Source organism: Nostoc sp., from assembly GCF_036919675.1.
Lineage (GTDB): Bacteria > Cyanobacteriota > Cyanobacteriia > Cyanobacteriales > Nostocaceae > Nostoc.
Genome location: NZ_JBALCP010000060.1, coordinates 88,592 through 108,069, shown reverse-complemented (window position 1 = coordinate 108,069; position 19,478 = coordinate 88,592). Strand labels below are relative to the sequence as shown.

Below are 19,478 nucleotides of genomic sequence, written 5' to 3'. Positions count from 1 at the left end.
TTTGCCAAATCTTATTTTAGATAGATTGTAGGTAATCTATTGATGTGCGATCGCAGCGCCAGAATAAAGAACCATTTTTAGCGAGCGGTTGTGTATCTGTTCTAAGTATTCCCAGACTTGTGATTGCAAAATTTTACATTAAAGTCGTGGCTTTTCAGTACTGACTGGCAGAGTCTCTAACTGACAATAGCAAAAAAGGGCGGAATATTGTTCAAATCGAACATTCCAGAGTATTCAATTTCATGGTAAATTTGCTAGCTGGGCTGATTACCTACACCTACCAGGAGAAAAATATTCTGTACTCTAGACTGTGTAAAGGGTTCAGGAGATTTTGGTAATAACAAGCTTTTTAAGAAGCATTGGGGGGATCTTCCAAGATAAAATTACGGTATTTACATCAATGTCAAGAAAATCAGCCTCTTAGATAAATAAGCTAATAAGTAGTAGTTGAGCAAAGTAAAAACCAATATTAGGATTTTTTTAAAATATTTTTGATTATGAAAATCGTTTTCATGAGTTAGAAGATAGCAATAATCCATTTGCAACTGTTGTTATGGTTTTTTTACTTTCCCAAGGGACTTCAAAATTAAAAAACATCCAAAAATTTCATCCAACAATCCTCTCTCTTCTTCATTGCTCTGTGCCCTCTGTGCCTCTGTGGTAGCCTGCGGCAAGCCACTGCGTGTCTACGTTTTTTTGGATAATTATATTTATTGGAAATCCCCAAATCAAAAGTTATGAATGAGTAACAAAAAGGGTAGGTACAAAACCCACCCTCAAAGTAATAAATATTTCAACTAAATTAGCGATCGCAACTTAATTAGCAATTGACGGCGCTCTCAAAGAAACCTTTAGTGCATCGTCTTTTTGCTGTGCTAATGTCGGCACGGAATCACGCAATCTTGCTGTCAATTGTACAGTTGTGGCGTCATACATCTGAGTCAGCAACTTCGGATAGAAACCAATACCAATAATTGGCACCAACAAACAAGCAATAATAAATACTTCGCGGGGTTCAGCATCTATCAAAGCTTGGTGAGAAACTAATTCCTTATTTTCTTCTCCGTAGAAAATTTCCCGCAACATCGACAGCAGATAAATCGGAGTTAAAATTACTCCCACTGCCATCAAAAACACAACAATGACTTTGAAGGTAGAGCTATAAGCATCGCTAGTAGCAAAGCCGACAAACACCATTAATTCTGCTACAAAACCGCTCATTCCTGGCAATGCCAAAGAAGCCATTGAACAGGTTGTGAACATGGCGAAAACCTTCGGCATTCTCTTACCGACACCACCCATTTCATCCAACATCAGGGTGTGTGTGCGATCGTAAGTTGCGCCAACGAGGAAGAACAAACTCGCCCCAATTAACCCGTGGGAAACCATTTGCAACACTGCCCCACTTAAACCCAAATCGGTGAAGGAGGCGATACCAATCATCACAAAGCCCATGTGAGAAATTGAGGAGTAGGCAATTTTTCGCTTCAGGTTGCGCTGGGCAAAGGATGTCAAGGCAGCGTAGATGATATTAACTACCCCCAAAACCACCAACACTGGTGCAAAAAAAGCGTGGGCATCGGGGAGCATTTGGGCATTCATCCGAATTAAGGCGTAACCACCCATTTTCAGGAGAATACCTGCCAATAACATGTGTACAGGGGCTGTCGCTTCCCCGTGGGCATCAGGTAGCCAGGTGTGCAAGGGAATAATCGGCAACTTGACGGCGTAGGCAATCAGGAAGCCAGCATAGAGGGCAAGTTGGAAATTCAGGGCGAAGTCTTTTAAGGCGAGCGATCGCATGTCGAACGTCACCGTATCGCCATAAAATCCCATTGTCAGGGCAGACAGCAAAATAAACAGCGAACCGCCAGCGGTGTATAAAATAAATTTGGTCGCTGCATATTGCCGCCTTTTACCTCCCCAAATCGACAGCAGAAAGTATATCGGCACCAGTTCCAGTTCCCACACCAGGAAAAATAACAGCATGTCCTGGACAGCGAACACGGCAATCTGACCGCCATACATCGCCAAAATCAAGAAGTAAAATAGCTTGGGCTTGAAGGTAATAGGCCAAGCTGCTAAAATCGCCAGCGTGGTAATGAATCCAGTCAAAATAATTAGGGGCATGGACAAGCCATCTGCCCCTACTGACCAATTCAAATCTAGTTGGGGTACCCAGGGGTAACTCTCCACCAACTGCAAACCTGGATTGGAGAAATCATACCTAGTATAAAAAGCATAAACAATTAGTGCAAAATCTATCAGCCCTACGATCAGGGAGTACCAGCGCACTGTTTTGCCTTCTTTATCAGGAATGATCGGAAGAAGTAGCGACGCCGCTATCGGAAACAGAATAATCGTCGTCAGCCACGGAAAATTAGCTGTATTCATCACAATTCGTCTGCTATCAAAATCATGTTTGGCAAAAAGTCACTAGTTATTAACTAACAGCTTTTTGGGGATTTCGTCTTCCTCGTTAGGTTGATTTAATTAAATTGGCAATCTCCCATTTTTTCTCTTGAGAATCTTTTTTGACAGTTGGGGGTGTGGAATGTGGGTTGAGATACTGCCAGTCAAGTCAAAAATTTACCCTAAAAAAGCCGCTAAAATTATAGGTTAGCGGTGCGATCGCGTAGCCTGCCGTATCGCTAAAAATACATGATGCTGTTTGGTGGTTGTTGAAAAAAGCGATTTGGTGCAAAAAAGCATGACATGAGAAATAACCCTATGATAATCGCATAAATTAAAAGTTATTCATGAATGGTAGTAGAGACACAAATAAGAATACTAAGCTGCATATTTAATAATCTCCAATTCTGCTCCATTATTAACAGCTGACTCTGCTTTTTCTAAAACCTGTTCAGTAACTGCATCACTTAAATAATATTCACCGCAGTTATCACAAATTTTTGCCGAAACTTTTTTAAGACAATAATACATTCATCTCTTTCTAATGTCACAGTTACTAAACCTGGTTTAGTTTCTCCGTGCTGACAAATTACGCATTTCATCTAATTTTGATTAATATGTGATAATAAATTTAATAAACTTATTAGTTTTTTAGCATTTACTACGAATACTGCTATTTTTGAATTACTTCCTCTATCGATAGGGTTATGATAGCCAGGGATATCTAGTTTTAGCCAGGTTTGTGCAACACCTTTTGGTGGAGTAAATGCATGATTTAGAATTAGGTAATCTACCTTTGACATAATAAGTTCGTCACTATTACCTGTTTCAAGGCTTGCTTTCTGATGCTTTTTACTGATAACGAACAAAGGAGCATTTGTTACAATTAATGGGAAAATATTATAATATCTATATTCTTGTAATTCCTTGACACTAGACTTTTCTCTGAATTCTAACTCCTCTAACAAAAATCCATAATAAGCCTTGCTTATTTGGTTGCCTGCTTTCCATATAACATCCATTGAACCTTTACTTTTATCTTCTTTATTTCTTAATGAAGATGAAAAGTTTCTATCAATTCCTTCTATACAAACTTTAAAATGATTTCTTATAAATAGGTTTTGATTTAGTAATATAAGTTCATCATTATCAAAACAATGGAATTTTAATTGATATTCAGTCTCACAAGATTCAAAAAAAATCCATTTTTTATAGGGTGCATAAGCTTTTTTACATTCTATAGTTAATATATTTAAAATATTTTCATGTTGATACCTAGCAAAGATATCTATTTGTGTACCTCCTAAATAATGTATTGGATATTCTTCGCATATTATTAAATCAGCGACTTTCTCTAGTTCACGCCTGACAGATTTTTTGAAAAAAATGCCATGAGATTTATAGAGTTAAGTATTATCTTATTTTCATCTTCTGTGATGTTATTCATCGTTTCAGATACAGGAAAGCTATAAGTTGCACAGCTTAGTGGGAAATTAACGAGTTACATAGATTAGAAATTTTTTATATCTTTTCAGATATTACACTTTACAAGTCTTTACGCAATAAAAGATACCTAAAAAATCCTCCTAACCTTATTTTCCCAGTCCCCAATCCAAGTCCAATCCTGAGAATTTTATACCTTACATAGCAATTTTAGAGGAAATAAATTTATATCGCTTGTATTAAAAAATCTTGTCGTCTTTTCAGACCCAACTCTTAATTCCTCTGGAGCGACTCTGCGCCTTTGCGTGAGATAAAAAATAATCTAGGGGCGGACATTCGCCCACCCCTATTAAAATCAGGTAACACCAAAGACAATCACTAAGCCCAAAACCGCCCCAAATACAATCAAGGCATAGAATTGAGCGCGACCGTTTTCTAGGTACTTCAGACTTTCACCACTGACAAGGGTGAAAAAGCCTGTGAGGTTAACAGCACCATCTACAACGCGGAAGTCAACTTCCATAACTTGTCTAGCTAGGCGACGCAAGCCGACAACAAAAACCCGATGGTAAATGTCATCAAAGTACCACTTGTTGAGCGATAACTCGTAAAGTGGTTTGATTTTAGCAGCGATCGCAGCCGGGTCAATCTTATGGCGCAAATACATTAGCGAAGCCAGAGTAATCGCAATCAAAGAAATTCCGACTGAGGCACCCGCCATAATATAGAATTCCGTCGGATTGAACTCGGAAGCCTTTTCTATAACTTCGGAGAGAGTTTCGCTAGGAGGAAAGATAAACTCTTCAAAATAATTGGCGTAGGGAGTTCCTACCAAACCAATCAAAATCGAAGGCACAGCCAACAGTGCCAACGGCAGTGTCATCGTCCACGGCGACTCGTGGGGGGAGTCGCTGTGATGCCCGTGGGAGTCATGAGAGTCATGAGAGTCATGATGCTCACCAGTTGCCGCCAATTCTCCTTTCTTCATCGCCCCAGGCCCAAAATTCGGGACTGGTTCTTGTGACTCTAATTCCAGGACAATTGTCGCCGCAGCCTTCTTGAGTTTTTGCTTGATTTTATCGTCATTACCCCGGAATTCGCCTTCAAATGTCGAGAAATACATCCTAAACATATAGAAAGCAGTAATCCCGGCAGTTAGCCAGCCGATAAACCAGAGAAATGGGTTAGCCTCAAAAGCCTTCCCCAGAATTTCATCTTTTGACCAGAAGCCAGCAAAGGGCGGAATACCAGAAATTGCCAAGCAACCAATCAAAAAGGTAATTGACGTGATCGGCATGTACTTCCGCAGTCCGCCCATCAGCCGCATATCTTGCGCTAAAGCGGGGTCGTGACCGACGACACCTTCCATGCCGTGAATTACTGAACCTGAACCCAAGAACAGCATCGCCTTGAAATAGGCGTGGGTCATCAGGTGGAATAGTCCAGCACTGTAGGAACCTATTCCCATTGCCATCACCATGTAACCGAGTTGGGAAATGGTGGAGTAAGCCAAGCCCTTTTTGATGTCGTTTTGGGTAATGGCAATGCTTGCCCCCAAAAACGCCGTAAACGCCCCAGTAAAGGCAATGACGTTCATTGCGGCTGGGACGTGTTCAAATACTGGGTACATCCGGGCAATCAGGAAAACACCCGCCGCCACCATCGTTGCCGCGTGAATCAAGGCAGAAATGGGGGTGGGGCCTTCCATTGCATCTGGTAGCCAGACATGGAGGGGGAATTGGGCTGATTTAGCAACTGGCCCTAAGAAAACTAAAATAGCAAACAGGACAGCGAGAAAATTGCTGATCGAACCTGATTCGACGAGTTGGGCGAGGCGATCGCCCATGATATTAAAATCAAAGCTGCCTGTTGCCCAGAATAGCCCCAAAATGCCGAGTAAAAGACCAAAGTCGCCCACGCGGTTAGTCACAAACGCTTTTTGAGCGGCATCTGCTGCTGACTTGCGATCGTACCAAAAGCCGACCAGCAAGTAGGAACACATCCCGACCAGTTCCCAGAATATATAAATCTGTACTAGGTTGGGGCTGACCACCAGACCTAACATTGAGGAGCCAAACAAACTGAGATAGGCGTAAAACCGCACGTAACCTGGATCGTGAGCCATGTAGCCATCGGTGTAAACCATGACTAAGCAGGCTACCGTTGTCACAATCACCAGCATTAGGGCTGTCAGGTGGTCAATAGTGTAGCCCATGTTCAGGTGAAAATTACCTGCTGCCGCCCACTCCAAGGTGCGGATATAAGGCGCGTGTCCTTGAATTTGACTCCATAGCAAGGCAAACGACAGCCCCATCGCTGCTCCCATTAGGGAGATAATCACCACAGCGTTAAGCTGCCGGAGGCGGTTTGTCACCTGATTCAACGAGATTAACCCTAGACCGACCAGCATTGCCCCAAAAAGAGGTAACACCGGAATCAGCCACGCATACTGATAGATTACTTCCATCACTGACGCCTACTTTTAGAATTCTTGACTAGCGTGTCCGAACTGTTAATAATTGTGACACACACCCTTTAGGATAAAATAACCCACCCAAGACTGATTGGGTGGGGTGTTAAGCATGGTTTTAGATTTCGTCACTGGTCATTGGTCATTTGTTATTGGTCATTAGCGCTCTTTTTTTACTCTCATTAGAGAATATTTAAAACATTGTTTCTCCGTGCTTGGTTCCAAACAAGGATTTTTTGGCAATGCTTATCAAGCGAGGCTTTGAAAAAGATTCAAGGTCAGCATCTTACTTTTTCTCTCCTCAGAGACATAAAAGAGCGTTAGTCCTAATGCCCAATGCCAATCAAGCAGACCGATACTCTAAGTCAGCTGTTTTCGGACTTTTGTAGATTTTTGGGCAACTGCTGTAGCTAGCTTTAATCTCTTCTAAAGCTAGACGTAAATCTTCTCTGCCGCCAAAGCTTTCCAAGCGATGCCGAACAGTGCCATTTTCAATCAATAGTAAGGTTGGTAGTGACTTTAGCCTATAAGTAGTAGACAATTTAAAATTTTGATCGGCATTAATCCCAACTAATTTAATTTCTTCCCCACATTGGGTTTGAAATTGCAACAATAGCGGGTGAATTATCCGACACAAGCCACACCAAGGTGCTTCAAAGTTAACTAAAACAGGAATAGGAGATTCTAAAACTTCTTGAGTAAATGTCCGCTCACTAACCGACAACACCATGACGCCTCTTGGATTATAAGGTTTTTATATCAAACTACCTATCAGCACTGAAGTGAAGGATTGGTAAGTCGTTAACTGCCGATAGATGCTTTCAGGAACCAAATCTCAGGACACAGAATAATTAGGCAAAAATTGAGCGCGTTGATGTGTCTCTGACAAAAAAACCAGCGCGATTATCACGGTGGCTTTTTTGGATGTTAGACCCCTTATTGCCGTCTCCACCTGTGAATTTGACTGAATTGCCATTTATTCCCAAGCAAAAGCAACTGACCAACTACCAATATAAAATCTCAAACTAACTGAACGCACCTCCACTGAATAGCTGTTTGAACTGATCGTACATTGATTCGGGGCAATTGATAAGGTGAAATTCTCATCTATTTTGGATTTTATGCTGACACTAGGGATCGCATGAACTACCTACATTTGGGCAAGCGGTAAATGTAGGTTTCCCAATTCATTGGCAACAGCCTCGGCAGTAGTAGACTTGTGCCCATAACGCTTTGGTCTGACATTGCCTCCAAGGGCAGTATCGCTGGTTCCCAACGACAAGATCCGCAAGCCTTCATTTCTGATATTAATTGCCGTATTCACATTTCTGTCATGGTGTGTATTGCAGTGAGGACAAAGGAAAGAACGCACACCTGAGTCCATCTTAGGAATTGGCAATGAGGTATTAGAACAGAGATGAGATGACGGGAAAAACCGCCCAATTTCGAGCTAAATTTTTCCTTCCCCTTTCGTCTTGTATTTAAGCATGGTTTGAAATATTCCCCATTCAGCATCACTGATCGATTTAGCAAGGTTGTAGTTTTTAACCACCTTTTTAACTACCAAGCTTTCTATCACAATCACTTGGTTTTCATTAACTATCTTGCGGGATACCTTGTGTAGAAAATCCTCTCGAACTCTATGAGCTTGCCAGGCTGTTGTTAGGTAAAGTCTGACTTTGAGCGCTCTCAACATGAATCGACCTGATCACGCTTGAGTCACCATGATAATATCTCTTCCGCCAACAATCAAGACATTTGTTCATCTCCTCATCCACCTCCTTGATTGTGGAGAGCTACGCTTGTTGATTCATTCGGGGGGTGGAATCGTCGTCTCAGGCGGATTAAATGGAGCAGTGCGGTGAGCCTGACGCTAACAGGGGGTTTCCCGACTTGTTCGCGCAGCGTCTCCCTTAGGAGAAGCGACTGGCCTTAGCGCAGCTAACGCCAGTCAGACGCTACGCACAGTCGCTTTAGCTGCGTTACCCTTGCGTCACGAGCATCACCCGTAAGGGTCTTGGGGGAAATCCCATGAGTGACTACCGTCTCATCACCTCCCTTTCCTGCGGAAGGCTACCGCGAACGGGTAGGCGAGAGGCTTCTGCTCTTTAAGCTAAATTTCCCATCTGATCCTACTAGTTGCTTCCAGCAACAGAGGGTGCGACCACCATAGCAAAACTATAAAAATAGTGACTCCCAAATAAGCAGGGCGGATAAATTCCTGCCATTTGATAGATTGACGACCGTCAATAATTGCTTTGAAAGGAATAATTGAAGTCCGTTGTTTGGCAATTTCAAAGGATTCCCCATAGCGATCGCTCAGACGGCGATCCCCATGCCAAACCCCAAACAAGTGATGCAACACCAATCCAATGGAAGTCACAAGGGTAAAGGTAGTACCCAGCCACAGAGTATGGGCAACACACCAAATTATTTGTCCTACCATCTGAGGATGACGGGTAATCCGAATAATTCCTGTTTCGTAGAGATGAACTTGGGGCTTTTGAATGGCAGCAACTTCTAGTAGATTGAAGGTAGCAGGATATAAAAACAAGAACGAGATCGCTGACAGCAGCCAAACAAATTCTCGCACTCCTGGCACCCCTTGTACCTGCCAAAGTTGCAAACCATCATAGCGGTGCCTAAAAAAGTAAATAATTAATATCACAGCCAACGTTAGGCTGACTAATGCAAAGAGAATGCGATAAAGCCTTGGCCCAATGTATTTTTCTGCCCAAGGGCGCAAAGCAGCACCTCCACTATGAGCGATCGCAAAAACTATTTGTAACCCCAGTATGACAAAATGACTAGGTGTCAACCAAGAAATCAGCAGCATATAGATGGGTGAAGTAATTTAAAGAAAATTGAATTCAGTACAACCAATACCACAAAGTGTTAAAAAGGGGACTTTAGTCAAGATGTTGTGCTACTGTCTTTTTCGAATCAAGCCTTCAAGTTTAATATGCAACAAATCATGCCGAGCTGATTGCTGCCAAACCTGATTTATTGTGTGCATCTGCTCCTTTCAAAGTTTGTGGATTGAGCCTTATGTCTGACCTTCCTTTCACTTTAGATCAGTTACGTATTTTAATCGCGATCGCCCAAGAAGGAAGCTTCAAGCGCGCCGCTGATAGTCTTTATGTCTCCCAACCTGCCGTCAGCTTGCAAGTCCAAAATCTTGAACGACAGCTGGATGTCCCCTTATTTGACCGTGGCGGACGACGCGCCCAACTAACCGAAGCAGGGCATCTACTCCTTAGTTACGGTGAAAAAATCCTCAGCCTGTGTCAGGAAACCTGCCGCGCGATCGAGGATTTACAAAATCTCCAAGGCGGTACTTTGATTGTCGGTGCTTCTCAAACCACCGGCACTTATCTTTTGCCCAAAATGATCGGGATGTTCCGACACAAATATCCAGATGTGGCAGTGCAATTACACGTCCACTCCACCAGGCGAACTGCTTGGAGTGTCGCTAACGGACAAGTTGATCTGGCAATTATTGGCGGTGAAATTCCGGGTGAACTATCAGAATCTTTAGAAGTTCTTCCTTACGCTGAAGACGAGCTAGCGCTGATTCTACCTGTCTTTCATCCCTTAGCCAAACATGAAAAAATCCAAAAAGAAGAGCTATACAAATTACAATTCATTGCCCTAGATTCCCAATCGACTATCCGCAAAGTAATTGACCAAGTGCTAGGACGCTGTGAGATTGATACAAGACGTTTTAAAGTTGAAATGGAACTAAATTCCATTGAAGCAATTAAAAATGCTGTGCAATCTGGTTTAGGGGCTGCCTTTGTTTCAACTAGCGCGATCGCTAAAGAGTTACAAATGGGTGTTCTGCACTCTGCCAACATTGAAGGTGTCGTCGTCAAACGGACGCTGTGGCTGATTTTTAATCCCAATCGCTATAGATCCAAGGCCGCAGAAGCTTTTAGTCGGGAAATTTTACCTCAGTTTGCTAATCCTGGATGGAATCAAGATGTGTTAACATTGCCACAAAAAAACATAGTGGTAACTACATTAGATATAGGGACGCCCACCTCCGGCGAAGACTAAAATCTGGTGATTAGTCTTTGAAGTTCTGTACCCTTGTTTTGAGGTCGCCGCTGCGTGTAGCTTGGCTTTTGAGTAGGGTTCGGGGAATAGTAACCAGACCCCTCTACCAGACACGCTCTCTACGCGGACTCGTTGGCAGAGCCTCTGGTAGAGTTGAGGCTGTGCTATCGCCGTCAGTCGGCGCTCATACTTCTTTTTTTGTCATTTGTTCTTTGTTTTTTTGTAAATGACCAATGACCAAATAATTCGTAATCCCCTACGGGAAGGCTGCGCTTACGTAATTTGTAATTATTACCTCATAGCTGTTCGCGCAGCGTCCCCTAGCAAACTAGGGGTTTGACATCAGGAAAAAAGTTTTCTGTTCTTTATAAAGAAATTTAGTCGCTCTGTAACCTGAATGAATTACGAATTACATAGCTTGCTTTTCGCCAGAGGTGAGTATTATCAATTACGAATTATTTTGACTAATGACTAATCACGAAAATGGAAGTTTACTGTACTCGTCCACGTTGCCCACGCCCACAAAACTATTTTGCCGATTTAGATGATATTACGACGCTGAAAACAACGCAGCAAAAGTACTGTACTACCTGTGGGATGCCACTGCTGCTAGATGGTCGATATGTGACAATTAAGCTGCTGGGAAGAGGGGGGTTTGGAGCAGCGTTTTTGGCACGCGATCGCCGAATTCCAGGAATGCGTCAATGCGTAGTTAAGCAGTTTCAACCAGCGGGTAATTTAACTTTAACTCAACTGCAACAAGCACAGATAATGTTTGAGAGAGAAGCAGAAGTTTTAGCACAGCTTGGTAACGAGCACGAGCAAATTCCTGACTTGTTTGCCTTCTTTCCAGTGATAGTTAATAGTTTGCAGGCAGGACAGCAAGACCAGTTTTTTTACTTGGTACAAGAATATATTGATGGGCAAAACCTAGAGGAAGAATTAGTTCAACAAGGCAAATTTTCTGAACAGCAAGTGTTGGAGGTGCTGCAAGAAATCCTGAAGGTGCTAAAGTTTGTCCATCATAGAGGCATTATCCACAGAGATATTAAACCGTCTAACATCATGCGCCGTCGTGATGGTAAACTTTTTCTCCTAGATTTTGGCGCAGTTAAGCAAGTGACAAACGCTGTATCTGGTTCTGCTGCTTCTTCCACAGGAATTTATTCTATGGGATTTGCACCCCCTGAGCAGATGGCTGGAGGTCAAGTATTTCCATCTACAGATTTATACGCTTTAGCTATAACTCTTATTACTTTGTTGACAAATCAGGAAGCAATTCAACTATTTGATGCCTATACCAACCAGTGGAAATGGCGAATGCACGTAGTGCAGGCTTCGCCAACGCAAGTGACTATCAACCCTCGCCTTGCTGATATTTTAGACAAAATGCTGCTACCTGCTGCTAATCAGCGCTTCCAATCAGCCCAGGAGGTTCTAGATGCACTTAACTCACAGCCTCTAGCCGCGACACAACTTAATTCGCCTTCTGTAACACTCCCAGCACAACCACCTAAAAGTTCCAGTCCCGTCGTTCCCCGTCGTCCACCAACTCAACCAGCGTTTTCTACAGTGGAATTATTAGGTGGGGCGGCATTTAGTGGATTCGAGGGGGCATTGATCGCGATCGCCCTCTCCAGTCTAGTAAAATTACCGATAGCTACTTTCACTGTTGCATGTGTGATTTTGGGGATACTGATATTTGCCCAAACCAGGCGGTGGATTGAAAAATTCGATTTATTAATTATTCCGACAATTACTTTTGCGATTATTTATTTTCTCCCCTTTTTACGCCTGGGTGTTGATATTCAGACAGTAATTTTTTTATCAGTTGCAGCAGGCTTAGTAGCCATCTCACTAACAGCCGTATTTCGACTTATTTATAAATTATTATCTTTGTTACTTTAAAAACTCCTGGTGTTAACAGCCACCTATGTCTCAGAAAAACGAAACACTTAGCCTTTTCTTAGCCGCTGTGATCACCATTGGCTTAATCTTTGGTGGCTTATGGTTTTTTATGGGACGGTGGGCGCAATTAAATAAACCTGTAGCTAACCAGTCGGAGAATAACAATCCCAAGGATGCCATTTCTGTTCCTAAGCCTATAGAGACTGGCAAGACAAGTAATACAATCAGCAAATGTGACGTGCCAAATCTCCCAGAGGGGACATTCAACTATGGTGGTAGCACAACCTGGGCACCTATTCGTAAAGACGTAGACTCCGTACTCCAAAGTCAATGCTCTCAGTTTATTTTACGCTATACTCAACCTCCGTCAGGTGAATCAGGATCTGGAACTGGCATTCGGATGTTGATAGACAATCAACTAGCTTTTTCTCAATCTTCTCGCTCAGTTAAGGCTGAAGAAAATGCAGAAGCTAAACAAAAAGGATTTAGTTTCAAAGAAATTCCAGTGGCGATTGATGGAATTGCGATCGCAGTTAACCTCAATCTCAACATTCCTGGTTTAACTGTCGCCCAACTCAAAGACATCTACACAGGCAAGATTACTAATTGGCAACAGGTGGGCGGCCCAAATTTACCAATTACAGTTTATTCTCGTAGCAAAGAAGCTGGGGGTACAGTGGAATTCTTTGTCGAAAATATTCTCAATAAAGAGAATTTTGGTGCCAACGTTAGTTATATTAACACGACCACTGAAGCAGTACGAAAAGTAGCTGCAAGTCCTGGCGGAATTTACTATGCTTCTGCCCCAGAAGTTGTACCTCAGTGTATGATTAAATCCCTGCCACTAGGGCGCACAAGCGGTCAATTTGTGCCTCCCTACCAAGAACCCTTTGTACCTCCGTCTGAATGTCCCACTAAGCGTAATCAGTTGAATACTCAGGCGTTTCGTAGTGGTGACTATGCAATTACCCGCAATTTATTTGTAATTGTTAAACAGAATAGTCAAACAGATCAGCAAGCTGGCGAAGCTTATGCAAATTGGCTGCTGACACCTCAGGGTCAAGAACTGATCCAAAAGGCTGGATTTGTCAAAATTAAATGATTAAAGCGGTTAGATTTAGAAAAATAATTAAATAATAAACATTTTTATTTTATTCAAATTTGTTTATGTCACAAAAGAATGAAACCACAATTTTAGCCTTGGCTCTGTTGCTGACAGTTGGAATAGTTGGCTGTGGTGTGTGGTGGTTTACTAATGGCTCTGGGTTCAAAATTGGTAATACCATCATTTCAAATCAGGAAACAGGCAGCAATCCATCCCTAGAAAATCGGATTAGTTTTGGGGAAAAAACTTTGACTCCAGGTGACATTTCTCCTGCAAAAAAAGAAGGAGTACAGGCGATCGCTGCTAAAAATTATAATAAAGCGATCGCTAATTTCACAGCTGCCCTAAAACTCAACCGTAACGATCCAGAAGCATTAATCTTTCTTAACAATGCCCGCATCGGTTCCAAGAGCTACACCATTGTGGCTTCTGTACCATTCGGCACTAACCCCAATATTTCTTTAGAAATTTTACGTGGCATCGCCCAAGCCCAAAATCAAATTAATCGCTCTGGAGGAGTCAAGGGAGTACCGTTGAAGGTGGGGATAGCTAACGATGACGACAAGCCAGAAATATCGAAGCAAATAGCTTCCAGCCTAGTCAGCAATTCAGAAGTATTAGGTGTAGTTGGGCCTAATACTAGCGATTCCACTTTAGCCGCAGGTACTATCTATACTTCTGGACAACTTGTAGCCATATCCCCTACCAGCACATCTGTAAAAATTTCTAACTTTAGCCACTACGTTTTTCGCACGGTTCCGAGTGATTTTATGGCTGCTAGAAGTTTAGCCAACTATATGGCGAAAACCTTGCAGAAAAAAAATGCAGCGGTTTTCTTTAATTCTCAGAGTAACTATAGCCAGTCTTTAAAGTCGGAGTTTGTTTCATCTGTTTCCTTAGAGGGTGGACAAGTATCCAGCGAATTTGACTTATCCAAGGTGGATTTTAGCGCGGCTAAAAGCCTAGAACAAGCAACTAAGCAAGGTGCAGAAGTGTTGATGTTAGCGGCTAACACTGAAACTCTGGATAAAGGGCTGCAAGTAGTTCAGATTAACCAGAAACGGTTAACTCTGCTGGCGGGAGATGATGTTTACACCGTCAAAACTTTAGAAATTGGCAGAGAACAAGCTATGGGGATGGTACTGGCAGTTCCCTGGCATATTGATAGCGATCCTAAGTCAGATTTTCCCCAGAAATCTCGGCAGTTATGGGGCGGTGATGTGAGTTGGCGAAGCGCCCTCAGTTATGATGCCACTGTAGCTCTGATTGAGGCATTAAAACGCAATCCCACACGATCAGGAGTCCAACAAGCACTCGCCTCCTCTGACTTTTCTGCCACTGGCGCTTCTGGTACAATTCGGTTTTTAGCATCAGGCGATCGCAATGCGCCAGTCCAACTTGTGAAAATTGTTCCTGGTTCTCGCTCTCGTACTGGTTATGACTTTGAACCAGTGCGATAATCAGCAATAAAAAATTAAAAATTAACCAATAGTTAACCTAAAAAACCTCTCAAGATGAGAAATTGAGCTTTACGGGGTAAATTGTAGTATCAACTAGCAATTTTTCCTCGCAGCAATTAAGCCTTGTAGAAAAGTAATAAATAATTCAAAGTAAATACTTAGAAGCTTAAAGTAGTCAGAAGTTAGGATTTATCATAATTCGTTAACAAAATGCCCGTCCTCCCAATACAATCTCAAGTAGCAAGCACCTATCAAGTCAAGCACTTATATTGAATGGACGCGCAGTAATTTATTATGTCCCAAAAAAACGAAATACCTATCCTTGTCTTATCCATCCTAATTACGGTAGGGCTAGTTGCTGGAGGTTTTTGGTGGTTTAGCAGAAAGTCTGGTGTTGACCTAAATACAATTAATTCTGGTAGCACCAAAACGCCCCAAGCCGGATCACAACAACCTAGTGGCAATACTTTCGCCTCAGTACAGGATGTTCCTACAGGATTATTCAATTACGGAGGCAGTACATCTTGGGCACCGATTCGACTGGTAGTTGATCCAGGAATTCAAGCGGCGCGACCAGAACTTCGGCTGCGCTATGTAGAACCCAGCAATGCATCTCCTGGTTCTGGTACTGGTATCCAGTCGCTGATAGACGGTCAATTAGCTTTTGCCCAGTCCTCCCGACCAGTTCTAGATCAGGAGTTAAGCCGTGCCCAGCAGCGTGGGTTCACTTTGAAACAAATTCCTGTAGCAATAGATGGTTTGGCAGTCGCAGTTAACCCTAACCTCAATATCCCAGGACTAACGATAGAACAGTTAAAGTCAATTTATACAGGCAAAATCAATAATTGGAGCCAGGTGGGCGGCCCCAATATCCCGATTAAGCCCTATTCTCGCCGCATTGTTGATGGCGGTACAGTCGAACTTTTTGTTCAAGACATCTTGGGTGGTCAAGCTTTCAGCTCCAATGTGGAATTTATCTCCACAACCACCCAAGCCTTGCAAAAATTGGCTGGTAATCCTGGCAGCATCTACTACGCTTCTGCCCCAGAGGTGATTCCTCAATGCTCAATCAAAGCCTTGCCGTTGGGGCGGACGCAAGGGCAATACATTGCTCCATACCAAGAACCTTCTATCCTCCCGTCTGAATGTCCTGGTAAACGGAACAAATTGAACACTGAGGCTTTCCAATCAGGAAAATACCCTATTACTCGCAATCTGTTTGTGGTGGTCAAACAGAATGGTCAGACTGAGCAGCAAGCAGGTGTCGCTTACGCCAACTTACTACTGACTGAGCAAGGACAGGAACTGATTAGCCAAGCTGGGTTTGTCAAAATTCGCTGACAGGAGCGATCGCCTCCGGCGGGGCGTAGCCCATCGCACTCAGACAGAGTGGCGGAAATCGCCGCTCTGAACTGTGCTTTAACCAGCTCTATTAATCGATTCTGCTGGCAAGCAAATGAGATTATCCCCTTGGGTGAGGATTAAGCCGCGTTGACGCAGCTTACCCATCAAGCGGGTGACGGTGACACGAGTCGAACCAATCGCGCTCCCAATTTGGGCATGGGTGAGGGGGAAGGGCAGACAATAACCGCGAATCACATCAGGATCAGTGTCGCTCATTGCTGGCTCTCCATATTCCTCAATTAACAATGTGAGAAATCCTAAGAGGCGGTCAATTGTGCGGCGTTGTCCCAAGGCACTCAGCCACAGCAGCTTACGCTGGTGCTGATACCTAAAGGCATCCATAACTTCGCGACGGAAGTGAGGCCAGTTGTCTAAGTCATGCCAGTACATCCACAGCACCGCAGTTTGGTCAACATGGGCGTAAGCCTGGAGTGTGAATGGTGACTGGGCAACAATTTCAAATGGCTGTCCCGCTCCCACAAAACCCAAGAACGCTTCTTCTGGGGTTCTGTTGATTCGTCGAGACGTTAGCTGACTGGCAGTCGCACTCACTTGGGCGGTTCCTACCATGCGGATCGCACCCCTTTGCACCAAATATAGCAATCCAGGTCGGGCTGGAATGCGCTCATCTTTGCTAAAGGTACGGCAGCGGTAGTGTTCTTGAGCCCAGTCAAGAATTCGTTGCCAAGTTAAAAAAGGCCGTGATGCCTCAGAAAAGGAGGATGGAGATTGCATAGGTAACAAAGAGCGTTCGGCTGAAGACAAAGACGTCATAAAAAGGTGCAAGGAGTGTCTTTGTGTTGGCGAGGCTTAACGCCTAACAGCGCCAGCCAATCCAAAGAATAGAAAGCAAATTACTCTCTACTCTTTTGTTATACTTCCTACTGTACAATGATGGTAGTAAAGTTTACTTACTATTCATCGATTATTCATCAAATTTTATCCTCTTCTCATTTTTCTTCATCTAAATTATATTTATCTCGCAAGATAGATGACAGAAAATCAGTAAATATATTTTACATGGGTATTTAAACAAAACTACGTGCATTATAAATTACTAGTTAAGAAATATACGTCAATTAAACAGCTATTATATAGTTACTTGAAAAAAATAATAAGCATTGATACTTATAACCTAGAAAAAATACGCGTAAAAGACGAAAAAATTCATCTATATAAAGATAGAGATGAAGGTAGAGTTTTATATATTTCAAGTGTGGCCCTGCGGCTGTCAAAATCTCAGAATCGAAAAGCTATGGAGCTTGCCAGTGCGATCGCCTCTGATTTATCGAAGACTTGTGGCGACGTTTTTAGCGTCCAAATTGTTCCCCCTGGCTGGATACATTTTGAATTAACTCACTCTACCTTAGCGGCTTGGTTACAAAGTCTTGCAGTGGGGAGTTTAGGAGAGCAGGGAGTGGGAAGAGGGCAGGGGAGCAGGGAGCAGGGAGCAGAGGGAAAAGAGGTAATTTTTAATTCTCCCCTTTGCCCCCAGCAAAAAGCCCCTCTGCCTTTTGTGCCCAATGCCCAATACAACTCTTGGAGAGGCTGCACCAACGGCTTTGCTCAGTACAAGTACTCAATGCCCAATTCATTGTTTGCTGTTCAGTACGCCCATGCACGTTGCTGTTCGCTAGTGCTGATGGCTCACCGAGAAGGATTGATTAAACTTAGAGAACCAGTTCCAAATACTAGTCCAGCTTTTTGGAGTGTTATCTTCCCTGACCCTTTACCTTGGCTCAATTGTGATGGAACATTGCGGCTAAATCACCCAGGTGAGCGTCGTCTAATTGCTGAGTTAGTGCAAGTGGTAGATAACATCGAGTCCCCTGATGTTAGCGGTTCTGTGAAATGGGAAAAAGTAGCGCTGAATTTGAGCCAAGCTTTTGAAAACTTCTGGTCTAATTGCCGGATTTGGGGTGAGGTGAAAATTACCTCACCAGAGCTAGCCCAAGCCAGACTTGGATTGCTTATGGCTACTCAGTCAGTATTAAGATATGTGCTAGAGGAAAACTTGGGTGTTTTTGCGCCCTTGGAATTATAAATCGGTAATGTCGCTTAGGTAGAAAATAAAAACTTTTATAATAGCTATTGACTGAATGCATGACCTGGGCTACATTAGCAGGTGTGTGAGGAGCGAACCAGCTAGGGCACCGAGACGAAACACGGCCAGTCGTCGGTGTCCTTTCTGATTTATATGGGTTAACTTTGAAAAAGTGCCCAAATAGTGCCCAGATTACAGCAAAAACTTTTCAATTGCTACTGCTGCTCCGTCTTCATCTACGCTAGGAGCTACCCACTGAGCGATCGCTTGCACTCCTGCTGGGGCGTTGCCCATAGCTACACCAAGTCCAACATATTCCAGCATTTCTACATCATTGAAGTTATCGCCAATAGCCATAATGTTGGCTGTCTGTAATCCCAGCAATTCTTCGGCTAGGTAACGCACAGCAGTTCCCTTATTCACAGAGGCGTTAGTTGCTTCATAAAAGGTAGCAACAGACGTTGTGAGATAAAGTTCAGCAGGTGTGTATTGGCGGCGCATATTCCCCAATAGCTGATCAATCACATCAGTGTCATCGCACAAAGCAAGAATTTTTGTTGGTTCATTCGTTAAGGTTTGGCGCAAATCACCCACAGGAATCGGGGTAATACCAGAACGTTCTGCATAAATTTGGGTTTCTCTAGTTAACTCACGGACGTATAGCTGATCATTGATGTAAAAGTGGACAGATAGGAGCGATCGCAACTCAGGCTGCTCAAAATAGTCGATTAGCTTGTGGGCAATTTCCCTGGAAACAGCCCAATGGCGATAAATTTTTTGGGTGATCGGGTCTTGAATCCAGGCTCCCTGATAGGCCATTAATGGTAAGGTAGAACCAATGTCTTGGTGGAAGCGCAAGGCTGAACGATACATTCGACCTGTAGCGATCGCTACTTGAATTCCTCGGGCTTGGGCTGCTACAATCGCTTGCTTTACACCTGCACTGATGGCGTTAGAATGTCCAGCGATCGTGCCATCTACATCCAAAACTAGTAGTTTAATGTCTTTTGCAGCAGCCTGATTATCAGTAGATGCCAAATGTGTGGCAGATGCTTTGTGCATAATTTCCTAGATTTTAAGTTCCAGTAAGAGGTTAACAGGCTCTAGAAACCAGTGGGGAGTACTAAAGCTGCAAATACGTAGATATCAGTTTGTCTTAAATTATCTACAGGA

At 43.1% G+C, this 19,478-nt stretch carries 16 protein-coding genes; 6 read left to right on the top strand and 10 right to left on the bottom strand.

The window, feature by feature from the left end:
- Positions 1–816: 816 nt before the first annotated feature.
- The 8 genes from ndhD1 to V7K49_RS12245 form a co-directional block, all read right to left on the bottom strand.
- A complete protein-coding gene (gene ndhD1 / locus V7K49_RS12280) occupies positions 817–2,394 on the bottom strand; it encodes a photosynthetic/respiratory NAD(P)H-quinone oxidoreductase subunit D1 (RefSeq protein WP_334867505.1) in 1,578 nt (525 codons plus the stop codon).
- 396 nt (positions 2,395–2,790) lie between these two features.
- Positions 2,791–2,943, bottom strand: coding sequence for a YgiT-type zinc finger protein (locus V7K49_RS12275; RefSeq protein WP_335205712.1), 153 nt, complete (start codon positions 2,941–2,943; stop codon positions 2,791–2,793).
- 71 nt (positions 2,944–3,014) lie between these two features.
- The gene (locus V7K49_RS12270; protein ID WP_335205711.1) at positions 3,015–3,434 is read right to left on the bottom strand and encodes a hypothetical protein; all 420 of its coding nucleotides are present in this window, start codon (positions 3,432–3,434) and stop codon (positions 3,015–3,017) included.
- Between the two features lie 776 nt (positions 3,435–4,210).
- A complete protein-coding gene (locus tag V7K49_RS12265; protein WP_335205710.1) occupies positions 4,211–6,322 on the bottom strand; it encodes an NAD(P)H-quinone oxidoreductase subunit 5 in 2,112 nt (703 codons plus the stop codon).
- A gap of 346 nt (positions 6,323–6,668) precedes the next feature.
- On the bottom strand, positions 6,669–7,055 hold the full coding sequence (locus V7K49_RS12260) for a thioredoxin family protein (RefSeq protein WP_334867511.1): 387 nt from the start codon (positions 7,053–7,055) through the stop codon (positions 6,669–6,671).
- Positions 7,056–7,475: 420 nt separating this feature from the next.
- On the bottom strand, positions 7,476–7,769 hold the full coding sequence (locus V7K49_RS12255) for a zinc ribbon domain-containing protein (RefSeq protein WP_335205760.1): 294 nt from the start codon (positions 7,767–7,769) through the stop codon (positions 7,476–7,478).
- 6 nt (positions 7,770–7,775) lie between these two features.
- Positions 7,776–8,021 (bottom strand): IS200/IS605 family accessory protein TnpB-related protein, encoded by a 246-nt coding sequence (locus tag V7K49_RS12250; protein ID WP_335205709.1) that lies wholly within the window; start codon positions 8,019–8,021, stop codon positions 7,776–7,778.
- A 417-nt stretch (positions 8,022–8,438) separates the two neighbouring features.
- A complete protein-coding gene (locus tag V7K49_RS12245) occupies positions 8,439–9,161 on the bottom strand; it encodes an NnrU family protein (RefSeq protein ID WP_334796336.1) in 723 nt (240 codons plus the stop codon).
- 212 nt (positions 9,162–9,373) lie between these two features.
- Here V7K49_RS12245 and V7K49_RS12240 point away from each other — a divergent pair, with 212 nt between their 5' ends.
- The 5 genes from V7K49_RS12240 (at position 9,374) to V7K49_RS12220 (ending at position 16,198) form a co-directional block, all read left to right on the top strand.
- Entirely contained in the window at positions 9,374–10,384 is a 1,011-nt protein-coding gene (locus tag V7K49_RS12240) for a LysR family transcriptional regulator (protein ID WP_335205708.1), read from the top strand.
- Between the two features lie 483 nt (positions 10,385–10,867).
- Positions 10,868–12,292 (top strand): serine/threonine-protein kinase, encoded by a 1,425-nt coding sequence (locus tag V7K49_RS12235; RefSeq protein ID WP_335205707.1) that lies wholly within the window; start codon positions 10,868–10,870, stop codon positions 12,290–12,292.
- Positions 12,293–12,317: 25 nt separating this feature from the next.
- Positions 12,318–13,394 carry a PstS family phosphate ABC transporter substrate-binding protein gene (locus tag V7K49_RS12230; protein ID WP_335205706.1) on the top strand — a complete coding sequence of 359 codons (1,077 nt, stop codon included), beginning with the start codon at positions 12,318–12,320 and terminating at the stop codon, positions 13,392–13,394.
- A gap of 65 nt (positions 13,395–13,459) precedes the next feature.
- Positions 13,460–14,857 (top strand): ABC transporter substrate-binding protein, encoded by a 1,398-nt coding sequence (locus V7K49_RS12225; RefSeq protein ID WP_335205705.1) that lies wholly within the window; start codon positions 13,460–13,462, stop codon positions 14,855–14,857.
- A 294-nt stretch (positions 14,858–15,151) separates the two neighbouring features.
- Complete coding sequence (locus V7K49_RS12220; protein ID WP_335205704.1) at positions 15,152–16,198, top strand: PstS family phosphate ABC transporter substrate-binding protein; 1,047 nt, start codon at positions 15,152–15,154, stop codon at positions 16,196–16,198.
- Between the two features lie 78 nt (positions 16,199–16,276).
- Here V7K49_RS12220 and V7K49_RS12215 read toward each other — a convergent pair whose 3' ends face one another.
- Positions 16,277–17,035: a Crp/Fnr family transcriptional regulator gene (locus tag V7K49_RS12215; RefSeq protein WP_190899985.1), complete on the bottom strand. Its 759-nt coding sequence runs from the start codon at positions 17,033–17,035 to the stop codon at positions 16,277–16,279.
- A 328-nt stretch (positions 17,036–17,363) separates the two neighbouring features.
- Between V7K49_RS12215 and V7K49_RS12210 the strand changes: the two genes are divergently transcribed.
- Positions 17,364–18,305, top strand: a complete 942-nt coding sequence (locus V7K49_RS12210) for a DALR anticodon-binding domain-containing protein (protein ID WP_442948663.1) — start codon at positions 17,364–17,366, stop codon at positions 18,303–18,305.
- Between the two features lie 192 nt (positions 18,306–18,497).
- Here the strand turns inward: V7K49_RS12210 and V7K49_RS12205 are convergent, their stop codons facing one another.
- The gene (locus V7K49_RS12205; protein WP_335205702.1) at positions 18,498–19,367 is read right to left on the bottom strand and encodes a Cof-type HAD-IIB family hydrolase; all 870 of its coding nucleotides are present in this window, start codon (positions 19,365–19,367) and stop codon (positions 18,498–18,500) included.
- Positions 19,368–19,478: the final 111 nt, after the last annotated feature.

Excerpts from the sequence above, each read along its gene's own strand:
- ndhD1 (WP_334867505.1), bottom strand. The coding sequence starts at position 2,394 with ATGAATACAGCTAATTTTCCGTGGCTGACGACGATTATTCTGTTTCCG.
- V7K49_RS12275 (WP_335205712.1), bottom strand. The coding sequence starts at position 2,943 with ATGTATTATTGTCTTAAAAAAGTTTCGGCAAAAATTTGTGATAACTGC.
- V7K49_RS12270 (WP_335205711.1), bottom strand. The coding sequence starts at position 3,434 with ATGGATGTTATATGGAAAGCAGGCAACCAAATAAGCAAGGCTTATTAT.
- V7K49_RS12265 (WP_335205710.1), bottom strand. The coding sequence starts at position 6,322 with ATGGAAGTAATCTATCAGTATGCGTGGCTGATTCCGGTGTTACCTCTT.
- V7K49_RS12260 (WP_334867511.1), bottom strand. The coding sequence starts at position 7,055 with ATGGTGTTGTCGGTTAGTGAGCGGACATTTACTCAAGAAGTTTTAGAA.
- V7K49_RS12250 (WP_335205709.1), bottom strand. The coding sequence starts at position 8,021 with ATGTTGAGAGCGCTCAAAGTCAGACTTTACCTAACAACAGCCTGGCAA.
- V7K49_RS12245 (WP_334796336.1), bottom strand. The coding sequence starts at position 9,161 with ATGCTGCTGATTTCTTGGTTGACACCTAGTCATTTTGTCATACTGGGG.
- V7K49_RS12240 (WP_335205708.1), top strand. The coding sequence starts at position 9,374 with ATGTCTGACCTTCCTTTCACTTTAGATCAGTTACGTATTTTAATCGCG.
- V7K49_RS12235 (WP_335205707.1), top strand. The coding sequence starts at position 10,868 with ATGGAAGTTTACTGTACTCGTCCACGTTGCCCACGCCCACAAAACTAT.
- V7K49_RS12230 (WP_335205706.1), top strand. The coding sequence starts at position 12,318 with ATGTCTCAGAAAAACGAAACACTTAGCCTTTTCTTAGCCGCTGTGATC.
- V7K49_RS12225 (WP_335205705.1), top strand. The coding sequence starts at position 13,460 with ATGTCACAAAAGAATGAAACCACAATTTTAGCCTTGGCTCTGTTGCTG.
- V7K49_RS12220 (WP_335205704.1), top strand. The coding sequence starts at position 15,152 with ATGTCCCAAAAAAACGAAATACCTATCCTTGTCTTATCCATCCTAATT.
- V7K49_RS12215 (WP_190899985.1), bottom strand. The coding sequence starts at position 17,035 with ATGACGTCTTTGTCTTCAGCCGAACGCTCTTTGTTACCTATGCAATCT.
- V7K49_RS12205 (WP_335205702.1), bottom strand. The coding sequence starts at position 19,367 with ATGCACAAAGCATCTGCCACACATTTGGCATCTACTGATAATCAGGCT.